This window comes from Polynucleobacter sp. AP-Melu-500A-A1, from assembly GCF_018882125.1.
Lineage (GTDB): Bacteria > Pseudomonadota > Gammaproteobacteria > Burkholderiales > Burkholderiaceae > Polynucleobacter.
Genome location: NZ_JACVOZ010000003.1, coordinates 560,945 through 574,552, shown reverse-complemented (window position 1 = coordinate 574,552; position 13,608 = coordinate 560,945). Strand labels below are relative to the sequence as shown.

Below are 13,608 nucleotides of genomic sequence, written 5' to 3'. Positions count from 1 at the left end.
GCTTAAATGAATAAGCCTCTATTAAGGTATTTCAATGGCAATTCCAAAGGTGCTAAATAGTCATAAATTCGTCACAAAGGCGGGGGGTTATTGATCTATATCAAACAAAATCTGTTGATGGGGAATAGGGTAATTACTCCCAGAAGAGGTAAAAAATGATTATTCCCTCCGTATTAAAGGCATCAAGAACCTTGATTGCTTCAAATCAGATTCCCAAGTCCGCATTGACATTGGCACACGATTTGCGTAAATCTTCTTATTCAGAGGCCATTACAAAATTGAAAGACCGTGGTCATCTGAGTCTAGAGGATATCCAAAAACTATCTTCTATAGATCTTAATAACGTATTTGAAGAAATTAAATGCTGGTGTGTATATGGCAATCACGATCCCAAGAAATTAAAAACTGTACTAAACACCCGTAATCTATAAAATGCATATTTAGGAGCAAATTATGAAATCTAAAGATAAAAAAATAGTTCAGCAAGAAAAAAGTAAAGAACTCTTAGCCCTTTCAAACCAGTTATTTGCTACCGCTAAACAGCTAAGTGAATATCATGCCGATGAACTAAAAGGCAGTATGGCTTATGCAATTAGTTATGCCCAAACAGCGGCTCACCAAGATATGGCTCAATTAAAAGCTTTGCATGGCGCTGTTACTGCTGAGGCATCTAAACGCATGGAAGTCTATCAAGCAAAGGTGAAAACCATTCTCGATCAAATGGAAGGCAAGTCCGTAGATAAACATTTAAAAGAAGCTCGCTCAGTATTAACTGCTTGGTACAAGAATGCTAAAAAGAAAATACCCCAAGGCGCTGAGCAATTAGGGCAAGTGGCTCACAATGTTGCTGATGCTGGTATCAGGGCTTTTAAAGAAGGTCGCAAACTGATTAATGAAGCTGCTGCTGATGCCGCGAAAGATTTAAAAAAGACCGCCAAGAAAGAGGCTTCTAAAGCGAAGAAAGTAGCCAGTAAAAAACCAGCCCTTAAAAAAGTGCCTGTGAATCAGAAAGTGGCGAAAAAAGCACCAGCAAAGAAGGCTTCGCCCAAAACAACGCCACGAAGCCCAAAGAAACCTACTTAGTGTAGTTATCTGTAATGGCAGCTTTGGGTCGTTAGCTGTCATCGACTAAAGGAGCGTTACTTTAAGTAACACTTACAAATCGTTCCAAATTACTTTGGAGCAACGAAGTGTTAGATGCTTACTCCAAAAATCCTTTAGGCCACGGAATGCTGGTGCGTTTAGAATATTTCCATGACCAAAAAACTAGCCAAATGGAAACTTGGCGACATACTATCAACCGCTCATTGGGAAAATTTTGACAATATCTAATGCTGAAATGCGGGTCCGTATCAATTTGGCGTTTGCTTATCAACTTGCCGCACTGAAAGGTTGGGATGATGGGATCTATACCCATATTTCAGCTTCCGTACCAGATGAAGCTGGCGCCTATTTGATCATCAATTTGGATTACGCTTTGATGAAGTAGCTCCGGAAAATCTTGTAAAAGTAAATCTCCAAGGTGAAATTCTCTCAGGCGAAGGGCCAGTGAATAAATCTGGTTTTGCAATTCATGGGGCAGTACATATGGCAAGACCCGACGCATCTTGTGTAATGCATTTACATATTGATTCTGTCATTGCTGTATCTGCGCAAAAATGGGGCTTACTGCCGATATCGCAACACGCATTACGCTTCTATGGTGATCTCGCAAGTCATCCTTATCAAGGCTTGGCATTGTCTGCCGATGAGAAAGCGCAAATGCTTGCCAGCTTAGGTGGTAAAAAAGTTTTGCTACTACAAAATCATGGCGGCATTATTTGCGGGTCTAGCATTCAGCAGGCGTTTTATTTAATGGATGTATTGGATAAAGCTTGCAGGATACAGTTATTAGCTGGTGCAAAAGAGGGCTTCATTATTCCCGACCCCGAAATCTGTCAGTTAAGCTATGAGCAGTTATGTAGTGATGGGGATACGGAAGGTCAGCTTGAATGGCCAGCCTACCTAGGTTTATTAAAGAAAGATTGAGGAGATTACATATGCCATTAATTCAAATTCAGCTGTTTGAAGGTCGTAGCGATGATGTTAAGCGTGAATACGCTAAAGCCATTACAGAGGCAGCGGTCAAAATTATGGGATGTTCTGCAGGATCTGTTGACGTCATTTATCAGGATGTTAAGAAGTCTGACTGGGCTACGGCAGGTAAGTTATGGAGTGATGAATCTCCTTGACCTGGCAGCAAGCTTGGCTTGAAGAGCAGTTTTCTAATGTCTTCTGCGTTTTTTCCAGGTATAAGGTTCGCCATTTGGAAATTTACCGCTAGTAATACCGTCAACCCCGAACTTACCGGCAATCTCTAAGTCATTCATTTTAATCGTCACAAACTCACCGAGCTGTTTGGCCCATTCCATGGCTTCATCCAGCGTCTTAAATTCATGGATTTTCGAATGATGTTCTATCGTTATCACTTTAAGTTCGGCGATATTAATGGGGTCTAAAGTTATTCAGGGTGAGTGAATCTACCGAGACCCTCACACCAAGAGAGCCCGATTCTGCGCGCACAGGTAATTTTCGAAGACCAATATCCATTGCCTTGATCTCAGAATATCTTGCACATGCTTCAATAATGCGGGTGATGAGTCTCTCCTGTGTTTCGTAATGACAATCTCCAGCAAGCCTGTCAATCTCGATGATCAGAGGGTCATAATCAAAAACATTCTCCATCACATCTTGTGAAATAAGAACCAGCTTTGCATCTATCCAAAGTGTTAAATCCAAAAGGTGTTGCTTCGGAATGATAGTGCCCGGTCCATAGGTACCAATTTCAGTTTGGAGTTTGAGGTCTCTTAATTCAATAGATGCTAAAGACATTTCTATACCTTATTCATTAAATGAGTTTGTTCAGTACTAATTTCGTTTGCTAACTGATGGCCACTTAACCAGGCACCTTCTACTCTTCCACCATGAAGCCAATCTCCACATAGACCTAAGTGGATATCTTCATACACTTTCAATCCTGGACTCGCCTCCATGGAACCGCTCGCATAACGCCAGCGATGTACTGAAATTTGAGCATTCTGGCAATCTAACCCTAGTCCTTGAGCGCATTCTAGAATACGTTTGCCAGCCTCATCTTTGTCTAATTCAATCCACTGTTGGCTCCATTGGGGATTAGCATGAATTGTCCAGGTTTCTAGTCCCTCACGTCCTGGCTTTGAATTATTCCTAGAGATCCAGCTAATGATTTCTCCATTGATAAAAGCTGCATCAAAAGCAAGATCCTGCTTTTTAGTAAAAGTAGCCATTACTGTCCAGCATCCCAACATGTCAACTATATTTTTCTCTGCAATCGATTGATCTATTAAGTTGGTAAGAGTAAATGCTTGCGGTGCAGGAATTGCCAGTACCAGCCAATCAAACTGCTCATCAATACTACCGTCTTCTTGGCTATGAAGCGTCCACTTACCATCCTTAAAGGCGATTTGATGAATGGTTTGACTATAAGTAATATGCAAGCCCTTTGCCAAATATTTTCCAGGAGAATTCATGGCGGGGATACCCACATAGCGGTTCTCTATAGAAGTACTTTCTCGCCACTGACCTTTCTCAAAGACTTTTAAACGAGGATGCCAGGCGCCTGCAACACCATCCTTGGCCCAGTTATTGAGCTCCTCAATAAACAGAGGATCTCTTGCTGTGAAATATTGAGCACCATGATCGGCAGACCAGTGATTACCATTGCGTGTACTCATTCGACCGCTAGGTCCACGACTTTTTTCAAATATCTGGACCTTAAATCCGCTTGCTTGCAATTGCTTAGCGCAGCTAAGACCCGCTAGGCCAGCTCCAATGATGGCTATAGAAGGTTTAAGAGACGCATTAAGCATTTTGGGTATGAATTTTTCTAAACGTTAAATTGATGCGAGGCATTGATACCGTTTTTGTTTTGAGCAGAGCATGTTGCCAAAACTGCTGAGTAGGACTGCGCATGATTAAAACGCTAGCATCTTCTAAATAAAGGGGGATGGTAGTTTTATCCGCTTTATGTCGAAATGCAAACTTACGCCGCGCGCCAAGACTAAGCGAAGCAATGGGTGAGTTTGCATCGAGCTCTTTTTCATCATCACTATGCCAGCCCATGCCATCATCCCCATCGTGATAGAGATTGAGTAGACAGGAATTAAACTCAGATTGGGCTAGCCCTTCTAATTGTGACTTAATGGAAAGAAGCTCTGGGGTCCATGATTGCGGAATTTTTTTAACGCCAGAGTAGGTATAAGAGCAACTAGGATCTCCAACCCAAGCGACCTTGCGACGGGTAGTTACTTTTTTACCAAACATCATCAGTTGATCTGACTCCCATAAAAGGGAGGTCTGTAGTTGGATCATTAAATGGGCGGAGAATTGTTCAGACAATACGCCTGGCAAATACTCTACATAACCATCCTTGGGTAGAATATTAAGGGCCCAGTCAGACTGCTTTGGTTCAAATAATGTACTTTGCATTACAGATAGAAGAATTACAGCAAGCGTTAGATCAATAAAAACTCTAGAATAGCCTTAAATTCAATTTCTTGGAGTAGTGCTTTCGTGAATCAATTTCTCTATACCTCTTTAATCACACTGCTAACCGTCTTGCTGATGTTTGGCTTAACTTTTAATGTAGGAAGAGCCAGAGGAAAATACCAGGTGAAAGCGCCTGCAGTCATAGGGCATGAGCTATTTGAGCGCGCCTATCGCATTCAGCTAAATACTATTGAAAATGTCCTCATGTTTTTGCCAGCCCTATGGCTTTATGCCATTTTTATTGGTGATAAGGGCGCAGGAGACTCTGGCCTTATTTGGTTGATTGCCAGAGTTTGGTATGCAATCGCTTATCAACAAAATCCAGCTAAACGTGGCTGGGGTTTCATCATCTCTATTTTGGTAATCGCTGGTTTATGGACTGGCGCAGCCTATGGGATTTTTCATCATTACATAAAGGCCTAATCATGAAGGCTCCAGATAAGCGTTGCTGCGGCTCCGGTGTTTGCATCATTAATGACGCAGGTGAGTGCTGGTGTGGCCAAGTATGGGACGGTGAAAAAATGGCTGCTCCCAGATTAAATATCAAAACTACCCCATCTCCAAGTGAGGACTCAAGTTCAGATAAGACTAAGCCTGAGTAATAGGAGTAATTAAGTACTCATTTTGGAATCAGCAGCCAGGCAGCTTTTCATTACCCTCTGCTCAATAGACTTAAGCCATTCCGGTTTAGATTTAGGATTCATAACCAACTCATTGACTTGCTTACTACTTGCATTTTTGGAGACATATTCTGCTAAGCAACCACAGTAAGGCTTAAAGTCTTCCTCAGTGAGAGATTTCTTTTTAATGTCTTTATGTTCTTGCAGTTGTTCCTGAATGCAATTTTTTTGAAAATCACCAGAAATAGCTTGGGCTTGGACATATCCTGATATGGATAGGAATAAACTGATGACGAGTAACATTGATCTGAACATTTTTTTCCTTATTTATCCATAAACTCTTCGATACGAGTGTGCGGCGACTCCGTCTTTGAGCGCTTCTCTAACAGGGATTGCTACTAAATCGATACTTTTGCTTACCAATAGTTTTTCTAGTGTAGATGGAATTGGCTTTTTAAGCTTGGCATAAGCCCAGCTGGGAAGATTGATAAAGCCAGCTCTACTAATTAGTTTTACAAAAGGCTTTGACTGTAAATTGCTGGGAAAGTCATCTAAGAGTTGAATGATAGTTTTGGCACGCTCTCCATAGTAAAGCTCCGGAAAGTAAGACTCAATTGCTTCTTGGGTTCCTTCAAGAGTGTCTGGTAGATTTTGAGCGCCAAGCATTTCTCCTAAAGATTTCATTTCTTTAAAGTATTGATCCTGCTCCGCTCTAGTGAGCTTTGGGTATCGATAATTTTGGTAAGCCTCAAGAAAGCTGAGGGTTTCAGTCAGGTGGACCCACGCTAGGAGACGTGGATCGGTTGCAATATACGGCCTCCCAAACTCATCACTACCATGCACATGCTGATGAATTTTATTAACCTTTTCGATAATCTCATGAGCCATTGCATGAGATCCATAGGTTGTTGCAGCGATAAAGTAGGCAGTTCTGCCTAATCTACCCTTAAGATCTTTTCTAAAGCTCGAGTGATCCCAGACTCCTGCTAAGGCTTGAGGATGGAGGGCTTGAAGCACTAAAGAGCTAATGCCACCAATCATCATAGAGATGAAATCAGCATGAACTTTCCAGGCGATAGACTCTGGACCAAAAAGACCGCGATCCCCCTTGGGGCTTAGGAATGCTACAGGGGGTCCACTGCTACCGCCTACCATTTCTCGGATCGTTTTACGAATCAACTCATCAAGCATGGCGTTAATGCATCATGTGATTTCTTAAATCGTCATCTTCAATAAGTTCAGTGATGAGATCGAGTCTGATCCTGGGATTAGTTTGTGCTAGCAAATGATTCTTTTGGGCTAATGAGATTGGTAGAAGCTCAGCAAGACGGTTAGAGACCCAGCCACAATCGTCGACCTTATAGGGTTTTTTAAATGGAGCCTCACCTAAAAGATTTTCACTTTGAATAACTGAGATGATTTCATCAAGTAATTGAGCTACCTTCTGGTGCTCTTGGGCAATTGGAGTAAGGGGATCATTTTCTAAAGTTTCTACTTCACCCATCCAAAGTCCACTAGCTTCTTGTTTGGATGACAATAATTTGAAGCGCTGAGTGCCGAATGACTTGGTCATATAAAGAGCAGGCTGAATAGGGTCAAAGTCCTCAATTTGAGCCAGTGTGCCAATCTTGGAGAAGGATAGGGAAGGATCTTCATCGCTGGCATCGGGGTTTTTGATGATGCTCACAACGCCAAATTCTGTCTTTTCCCGCAAGCATTGCTTAATCATGTCGAGATAACGGGCTTCAAAAATCTTCAGGGCAATCACGCCGTCTGGAAAAAGAACGGTACCCAGTGGAAATAAGGGTATTTTGCGAAGAGCAGGGGTGGAATTGGTCATTAAATTAATGTAATGGATTTAGTCCAACTTTGCTGAAGGTAATTGAGGGCGTAATCCCCTCACTGTTTTACGTCTGTTCAGCGCCAAACTGCGTTTACGATTAAATTTAAGGCTTAATACTGGGAGATTAATATGATTCAAACACTGCGCATCAAGCTTGCTCGCTGGATTTTGGGTAAGCATTGTCCCTGCTATCAAATGGGTTATCACACCATGGTCGATTTTCAGCAGCGAAGTGCTGACCAGCTGGCCAAGGCTCAAGAGCGTAACAAGATTCAATAACTCCCAAATTATTCTTGGGTGATCTATATGAGTATGAAACGTTGGCAAATGCGAAGAAATTGCGCGCTGGCACCCAAGCAATTACTCCAGTTCTATATTGCTTTGGTCTGCCTATCCCTGATTGTGGCAATTGGTTTCTTTTTAGCCGGCGTATGGGTTATCCCAATTTTTACAACTTTAGAACTCACCGCGGTTACGCTTGGTTTTTTAATCTACTGCAGGCACGCCTTAGATTCTGAAACGATTGAAATTGACGGTAAACGTCTTATCGTTAAAAAATTTATCGGCTATAAAGAAACCGTTTATGAATTTAATACTCAGTGGGCAAAAATAGAGCCACCAAGTGAAGGCGCAAAAATATTTAATATCAGCCAATCTCACTTGCGGGTTGAGCTCGGTCAGTTTTTGAGGCAAGAACAGCAGATTGCTTTAATTGCACAAGTGCGCGCTCACCTAAAGTAGGAGGCAGAAAAGAAGGTAGATGCCTCGGAGAATCTCAACCATGGGATAAAAAGGGTTAATTAGTGCGCTGCAGCAGAAAACTGTAATCAGTCTCATACTAGTCACAATCTAACTCAAATACCAAACACACCATGGAAGTCACTCAAGCAGTCAAAGTAGCGCTGAACACTCTGGTTGATATTGCAAGCCATTCAAGCAATGGTCAATTAGTGCCTGTCCCTGAAATAGCGAAACGACTCAATATGTCAATTAGCCGTATTGAGTTATTACTGCGACCTCTACGAGAATCGGGGCTAGTCATTGGAATTAAAGGGCGTACTGGCGGGTACCAACTCTCGATGGATCCCCGGATCATTACGATCAAAGATATTGTTTTGGCGATGAACCGAATTAAGAAAAGAAAAGTAGAGGTTTCTGATATTGCAAAAGACCTCTATCAGTCTCTGGAGACCTACATGATGAATTGCATCTCTAATGTTACTTTGGCTTCTGCTATTAAAGATTACATTCCACGCTTTAGTGAAGTGCAAACTGCACCTGAAAGAAAGCCTTATTTTCCTGCTGAGTCTAAATTAAAGACTGAGCAAGAAAAAAAGCCTAAAGGAGAGATTCAAAAAGTAGTGAAGAGCTCATTTAAAAAGGTAGAAGACATTCCTCGCGGACCCAACTCTATTTTTAGCTTTGCTGACTATCTTAATAAAAACTCAGTAGCGAGCTAAAGTAATAAAGCCATTGGACGTGGATACAAAGCAGGACTCTTACCCTGATCTGGCTTTCATAGATATTGAAACTACTGGATCTCATTTTGAGCGCGATCGCATTACAGAGATCGGAATCAAAACCCTTGCTAGCAATCAAATTTACGTGTGGGAGCAATTAATTAACCCACAAACGTTTATTCCGCAAAATATTCAAAGACTTACTGGCATCTCTCCGCAGATGGTTGAGAATCAGCCAAGCTTTGATCAGATTGCAAGAGAATTAAAACAGGAGCTTGAGGGAAAAATCTTCGTTGCACATAATGCACGATTCGATTATGGGTTCATCAAGGCATCTTTTAAAAGAATTGGTATCGACTTTAAGCCTAAAGTTTTATGCACGGTGAAGCTCTCAAGATTGCTTTTTCCTGATCAGGCTCGCCACAATCTAGATACCATCATCAATGCCCATCAACTTCAGGTGAGTGCCCGTCATCGTGCGCTGGGTGATGCTGATTTACTGTTGCAGTTTTGGCGAGTGTGCGAATCCAAGTTTGGGAAAGAAAAGCTCAATGAGGCGATCAACCAACTGATAGGCAATCCTAGCCTGCCACCAAATATAGATAAGGTATTAATAGACTCCATTCCTGACGCTCCAGGCTGCTATATCTTTTATGGGGAAAATAAAGTTCCTTTATATATTGGCAAGAGTATCTCCTTGCGCAGTAGAGTGATGGGCCACTTTCAAGGAGCCTTAACGCAACGCAAAGAAATGAAGCTCTCTTTGCAAATCCGAGATATTGATTGGATCGAAACCAGTGGCGAGCTTGGTGCTCTCATGCTTGAATCTAGGCTGATTAAAGAGCGTATGCCTAGTATGAATATTAAGCTGCGTAGATCGAAAGATCTCTGTGGATGGAGCTTACTTGAAGATGAGTCTGGAGTGCTGATCCCAACGCTGGTGAATCACCGTCAACTAGCTCTGGGCTTACAAGATAATTTATATGGCTTGTTTTATAGCAAACGCGAGGCACATGCTTATTTGAAAGCGATAGCTAAAAAGCATCATCTATGTGAAGCATTGCTTGGGCTTGAGAAGAGAATTGAGGGTAAATCATGCTTTGGTTATCAGGTTAAGCAATGTGGCGGCGCCTGCTTAAACCTGACGCCGATTACTTTACATAACCTACAACTAAAGACAGTACTAGAACTCTTTAAGGTACAGGTATGGCCATATTCTGGACCTATTGCTATTAAAGAAGGTGATGAAATGATCGTGATTGATAAATGGTGCTATCTTGGTACTGCTATTAATCAAGATGAACTTTATGAGCTGGCGGAATCGGGTGAAGCAGAGTTTGACCTCGATATTTACAAGATAGTCAAAAAAGCTTTAGCAGGGCCCTATAAAAAACAGGTGCTTGAGATCTTAGTTCATTGAATAAAGCCCATATACTTTTGCTTACACGTCGAAAAATGCTTAGGTTGATAAAACTGGTATTTAAGGAAAGTGGTTGTCAAGAAAATTAACAACAGAAAATATGCTTAAAAAAGGGTACGCAGTTTTTATTACTCTGTTTATTTGCTTGACTGTTGGTCATGCACAAACAAATTCCAAAGACCCAATATCACCAGAAGGGATGAGGCTGATTCCAGGTGGTACCTTTTTTATGGGGTCTAATGATGGTCCTGAAGATGAAAAGCCTCAGCATACTGTTCTTATAAGGCCATTCTTTCTGGATATTCCCCCAGTTACTAACGCTGATTTTGCGAAGTTTCTAAATCAACGGGGTCTTCAAAATCAGCAGGGCGAGACTTTTTATGATCATCAAGATAGTGATGCCAGAATCCATTGGCATAACTTGGCATGGCAAGCCGACCCTACGTATGAAAGACATCCAGCGAATGAAGTGAGTTGGGTCGGTGCACGAGATTACTGTGCTTGGTTAAATAAGCGCTTGCCTACTGAAGCTGAATGGGAAAAAGCAGCGCGTGGTACTGATGGTCGTAAATATCCATGGGGTAACACGGCACCGCATCCTAAGCTGGCTCTTTTTGGAGCACCCTATAACGCATCAGCACCAGTTGACGCATTCCCAGATGGAGCAAGTCCATATGGAATTTTAGATATGGCAGGGAATCAATGGGAGTGGGTATCGAGCATCTATCAACCCTACCCTTATCGTGCCGACGATGGCAGAGAAAACCAAAATGCTGGGCCAGTCAGATCTACTCGCGGTGGCGGACATGATTCAAAGGTAGAGGAAATTAGCACTACCCATAGAGGTAGATTTTTATCTCGCAACCCAAAAGCAGGCCATCATAATATTGGTTTTCGTTGCGCAAAAGCTTACTAAGCAAACGCCTAAACACTGCTAGGCCCTTAATTGGTTTTACGCAGCAAAAGTCACATTGATTTATGGGAAGCCGCAAGTCCCTCAAGCGCGAGCCCATAACCTAGTAAGTTATGCATTTTCTGCTTTAGCTCTTGGGTAAGCAGGGTTCTTGCATATCTTCTCAGTAGAGGTGAGCGCTGCATTAGAAAATGGGCATGCTCATATGCGCGATCAAGTAATTTATCTGCTGGCAAGATTTCGCTAATCAGACCCACATCTTTTGCCTCTTGGGCATTCAGAGTTTGGCCTGTCAGGAGAAAATATCTTCCACGATTAGTGCCCATGAGGTGTGGAAAGACGATATGAACACCATCGCCTGGAACTAAGCCGCCAGCGAAGTGAGCAGAATCTTGAATAGTAGTATTTTCACTTGCGATGACGATGTCAGAAAGTAGAGGGATTTCTGAGTGGCGCAAGGCCGGGCCATTGATTGCGCCAATAATAGGAATTTCTATATTGAGAAGATTCATTAGCAGATGCTTTCCTTCCCAATAGATCTTGTCCCACTCCATCGCTGTGACTGGATGACTAACATGGTTGTGACCATTAGGTGGACAGGGAGGGCCACTAAAGGCATCGCCTGAACCAGTAAGAATCATGACCTCATTTTCTGGGTCGTGACCTATCTCATAAAACGCTTTTTCAAGCTCTCCATGCGGCAGAAGACTCCAATGAAGGGGGCCATCATTGGTATGTAATTTAACCTCAATAATTCCATCTTTACGCTTCATCTTGATGGTTTGATATTTATCTGCGTACTCACTTAACTTAGTCATTTTTTCTTTATGTCCTTTTATTTTGGTTAGGGCTTAATTCCAGTTGTTTTTATAATTTCACCCCAGCGTGCAGTATCTGCTTTCATTAAAGCGCCAAAATCTGCTCTTGAATCGCCGCCAGGTATTAAAGCTTGTGGGGTTAATACTTCACTAATAAAAGTATTATTTTTTAGTATTTCTGCTACGTCCTGGTAAATCTTGTTCAGTACCGGTGTTGGTGTGCCTGCAGTGGCAACCATTCCAAACCAGACGCTAACAGCAAATCCAGGAACTCCAGATTCTGACACTGTGACTAATTCTGGTCTAAACGGTAAGCGTTTCTCAGTAGCAGCAGCAAGTATTTTTACTTTCCCAGTTTTTTCATGTTGCTCAAATGCGCCCAGAGTCCCTACATATAAATCTACCTGACCGCCAATCATGTCAGTAATAATTTGTGCAGTTCCTTTATATGGCACATGAAGTAGCTTTGTTCCAGTTTGTCTTTGAAATTCTTCCATTGCCACATGCGGATAAGAACCATTACCAAGTGAGGCATATGGTGTCTCAGGGTGGGACTTTAAATAGGCCACCAGTTCTTTGATGTTGTTTGCGGGTATCTTATTAGAGACAACAATAATAGGGGCTTGCCGAGCGATAACGGTGATGGGGGCAAAGTCCTTTAAGGGGGTGTAATTCAGATTGGGATAAAAGTTGGGCAGGATGACGTAGGGGGCACTGTCTGAAATCATCAGCGTATAACCATCTGGGGGTGCTTTTGCTACGAATTCGGCGCCAATCATTCCAGAAGCACCGCCGCGGTTATCGACAAGCACAGGCTTATTCCATTTAGTGCTTAATTGATTTGCAATACTTCTAGCTAGAGTATCTGTTGCCCCACCTGGCGTATAAGGCACTACTATTTTTACAGGTTTATCTGGAAAGGTTTGAGCAATAGCATAGCTCAAGAAAAGTAAATGCCAAATAAAAAGCATCAGAATTTTTTTCATAACTTCCCTTGCATTCAGGTGAGATTTTCAGTGGAGCTAGCCAAGGAACTCGGGCTCAGGCAATCCCTGAATACCAGGATTCACTGCTAATACACATCCTGCTAGTGGTTGTTGAGCCAACTCTTTGTCTTGCATTCTACGACGTGCAGTAGTGATAAAGAGAGTATCTAAATTGGGGCCACCAAAACACAAACTTGAAACCCTTCTGGTTGGTAAATTAATCACGGTATCAATGCGGCCTCTTGGGTCGTAGCGAGTTACGCACCAGCCATCCATATTAGCGCTCCAAAAGCATCCATCTGCATCAACCGTTGATCCATCACAAATACCTCTTCCTAGGGGTACGTCTGCAAAATGACGTCTGTTATAGATGGCACCATCTGTAGAGTCATAATCAAAAACATCAATGCGGCAGCTAAATGAATCCGTAAAATACATTAGGCGATTATCTGGACTAAAGCTAATTCCATTGACGCAAGTGATGCCCTCCATAATGAGATTGGTTTTTAAGTCTGCATCAAGTCTCCAGAGTCTGCCGCGCGGCGTATAGGCACTTGCCTGAACTGTTCCAGTCCAAAATCGGCCATGACGATCCACTTTCCCATCGTTAAATCTATTACCTGGCCGATCAGAGTCAGGTTTGGCAATCTCACTGAGTTGTCCATTTTCAGGATTGAAAAAATATAATCCCGATCTCATACCAACCACCAGGCCACCTTTTTGTCTTAAGCCAATAGAGCCAATTTCTTCATGCAGTTGCCAACTTTGCTTTTGACCTGTACTTGGATCAAGACGATAGATGAACATTCCAATACCATCTACCCACCATAGAAGACCTTTATCTTTATCCCAGATAATTGACTCTCCGAGTACGTCATGGTTTGAATCGACTACATCAATAACGGAGCCAACCATATCAATAGGTCGCGTCATAGAATTTACTGTCATTTTTGTCTCCGCTTTATTGCTGTTATTTTTTTAC

20 protein-coding genes and 1 pseudogene are annotated in these 13,608 nt (G+C 42.2%); 11 read left to right on the top strand and 10 right to left on the bottom strand.

Features of this window, described 5'->3' with window-relative positions:
- Positions 1-155 precede the first annotated feature (155 nt).
- The 4 genes and pseudogenes from ICN38_RS09475 to ICN38_RS09460 all read left to right on the top strand — a co-directional run bounded on the left by ICN38_RS09475 (position 156) and on the right by ICN38_RS09460 (position 2,231).
- Positions 156-431 (top strand): hypothetical protein, encoded by a 276-nt coding sequence (locus ICN38_RS09475; RefSeq protein ID WP_216256814.1) that lies wholly within the window; start codon positions 156-158, stop codon positions 429-431.
- Positions 432-453: 22 nt separating this feature from the next.
- Complete coding sequence (locus ICN38_RS09470) at positions 454-1,083, top strand: hypothetical protein (protein ID WP_216256813.1); 630 nt, start codon at positions 454-456, stop codon at positions 1,081-1,083.
- A 256-nt stretch (positions 1,084-1,339) separates the two neighbouring features.
- A pseudogene (locus ICN38_RS09465) lies at positions 1,340-2,028 on the top strand (class II aldolase/adducin family protein).
- 11 nt (positions 2,029-2,039) lie between these two features.
- On the top strand, positions 2,040-2,231 hold the full coding sequence (locus tag ICN38_RS09460; protein ID WP_216256812.1) for a 4-oxalocrotonate tautomerase: 192 nt from the start codon (positions 2,040-2,042) through the stop codon (positions 2,229-2,231).
- A gap of 33 nt (positions 2,232-2,264) precedes the next feature.
- Here ICN38_RS09460 and ICN38_RS09455 read toward each other — a convergent pair whose 3' ends face one another.
- From ICN38_RS09455 to ICN38_RS09440, 4 genes are all read right to left on the bottom strand, one after another.
- Positions 2,265-2,411, bottom strand: coding sequence for a hypothetical protein (locus tag ICN38_RS09455; RefSeq protein ID WP_216256811.1), 147 nt, complete (start codon positions 2,409-2,411; stop codon positions 2,265-2,267).
- Between the two features lie 73 nt (positions 2,412-2,484).
- Positions 2,485-2,871 (bottom strand): dihydroneopterin aldolase, encoded by a 387-nt coding sequence (locus ICN38_RS09450; RefSeq protein ID WP_216256810.1) that lies wholly within the window; start codon positions 2,869-2,871, stop codon positions 2,485-2,487.
- 2 nt (positions 2,872-2,873) lie between these two features.
- Entirely contained in the window at positions 2,874-3,887 is a 1,014-nt protein-coding gene (locus tag ICN38_RS09445; RefSeq protein WP_216256809.1) for an NAD(P)/FAD-dependent oxidoreductase, read from the bottom strand.
- Positions 3,880-4,506, bottom strand: a complete 627-nt coding sequence (locus ICN38_RS09440; protein ID WP_216256808.1) for an alpha-ketoglutarate-dependent dioxygenase AlkB — start codon at positions 4,504-4,506, stop codon at positions 3,880-3,882. The genes ICN38_RS09445 and ICN38_RS09440 overlap by 8 nt, the downstream gene beginning before the upstream one ends.
- An 84-nt stretch (positions 4,507-4,590) precedes the next feature.
- Between ICN38_RS09440 and ICN38_RS09435 the strand changes: the two genes are divergently transcribed.
- Positions 4,591-4,989, top strand: a complete 399-nt coding sequence (locus ICN38_RS09435; RefSeq protein WP_216256807.1) for an MAPEG family protein — start codon at positions 4,591-4,593, stop codon at positions 4,987-4,989.
- Between the two features lie 2 nt (positions 4,990-4,991).
- Positions 4,992-5,168 (top strand): hypothetical protein, encoded by a 177-nt coding sequence (locus tag ICN38_RS09430; RefSeq protein WP_216256806.1) that lies wholly within the window; start codon positions 4,992-4,994, stop codon positions 5,166-5,168.
- A 9-nt stretch (positions 5,169-5,177) separates the two neighbouring features.
- Here ICN38_RS09430 and ICN38_RS09425 read toward each other — a convergent pair whose 3' ends face one another.
- The 3 genes from ICN38_RS09425 to ICN38_RS09415 are packed head-to-tail and all read right to left on the bottom strand — an operon-like array spanning position 5,178 to position 7,026.
- Positions 5,178-5,489, bottom strand: a complete 312-nt coding sequence (locus ICN38_RS09425; protein WP_216256805.1) for a hypothetical protein — start codon at positions 5,487-5,489, stop codon at positions 5,178-5,180.
- Positions 5,490-5,513: 24 nt separating this feature from the next.
- Positions 5,514-6,377 (bottom strand): oxygenase MpaB family protein, encoded by an 864-nt coding sequence (locus ICN38_RS09420; RefSeq protein WP_216256804.1) that lies wholly within the window; start codon positions 6,375-6,377, stop codon positions 5,514-5,516.
- A gap of 4 nt (positions 6,378-6,381) precedes the next feature.
- On the bottom strand, positions 6,382-7,026 hold the full coding sequence (locus ICN38_RS09415; RefSeq protein WP_216256803.1) for an LON peptidase substrate-binding domain-containing protein: 645 nt from the start codon (positions 7,024-7,026) through the stop codon (positions 6,382-6,384).
- Positions 7,027-7,158: 132 nt separating this feature from the next.
- On the opposite strand from ICN38_RS09415, the gene ICN38_RS09410 reads away from it, so the two are divergent.
- From ICN38_RS09410 to ICN38_RS09390, 5 genes are all read left to right on the top strand, one after another.
- Positions 7,159-7,308 (top strand): hypothetical protein, encoded by a 150-nt coding sequence (locus ICN38_RS09410; RefSeq protein ID WP_215281377.1) that lies wholly within the window; start codon positions 7,159-7,161, stop codon positions 7,306-7,308.
- Between the two features lie 27 nt (positions 7,309-7,335).
- Positions 7,336-7,770 (top strand): DUF2244 domain-containing protein, encoded by a 435-nt coding sequence (locus ICN38_RS09405; protein ID WP_255562786.1) that lies wholly within the window; start codon positions 7,336-7,338, stop codon positions 7,768-7,770.
- A 131-nt stretch (positions 7,771-7,901) separates the two neighbouring features.
- Positions 7,902-8,489, top strand: coding sequence for an Rrf2 family transcriptional regulator (locus ICN38_RS09400; protein ID WP_216256802.1), 588 nt, complete (start codon positions 7,902-7,904; stop codon positions 8,487-8,489).
- A gap of 19 nt (positions 8,490-8,508) precedes the next feature.
- On the top strand, positions 8,509-9,909 hold the full coding sequence (locus ICN38_RS09395; protein WP_216256801.1) for an exonuclease domain-containing protein: 1,401 nt from the start codon (positions 8,509-8,511) through the stop codon (positions 9,907-9,909).
- A gap of 73 nt (positions 9,910-9,982) precedes the next feature.
- Positions 9,983-10,825 (top strand): SUMF1/EgtB/PvdO family nonheme iron enzyme, encoded by an 843-nt coding sequence (locus ICN38_RS09390; protein ID WP_216256800.1) that lies wholly within the window; start codon positions 9,983-9,985, stop codon positions 10,823-10,825.
- A 50-nt stretch (positions 10,826-10,875) separates the two neighbouring features.
- Here ICN38_RS09390 and ICN38_RS09385 read toward each other — a convergent pair whose 3' ends face one another.
- Genes ICN38_RS09385 through ICN38_RS09375 form a run of 3 tightly spaced genes read right to left on the bottom strand, consistent with a single transcriptional unit; the run spans position 10,876 to position 13,574 of the window.
- Entirely contained in the window at positions 10,876-11,640 is a 765-nt protein-coding gene (locus tag ICN38_RS09385; RefSeq protein ID WP_216256799.1) for an enoyl-CoA hydratase/isomerase family protein, read from the bottom strand.
- 26 nt (positions 11,641-11,666) lie between these two features.
- The gene (locus ICN38_RS09380; protein ID WP_216256798.1) at positions 11,667-12,626 is read right to left on the bottom strand and encodes a tripartite tricarboxylate transporter substrate binding protein; all 960 of its coding nucleotides are present in this window, start codon (positions 12,624-12,626) and stop codon (positions 11,667-11,669) included.
- 36 nt (positions 12,627-12,662) lie between these two features.
- Positions 12,663-13,574 (bottom strand): SMP-30/gluconolactonase/LRE family protein, encoded by a 912-nt coding sequence (locus ICN38_RS09375; protein ID WP_216256797.1) that lies wholly within the window; start codon positions 13,572-13,574, stop codon positions 12,663-12,665.
- Between the last annotated feature and the right edge of the window lie 34 nt (positions 13,575-13,608).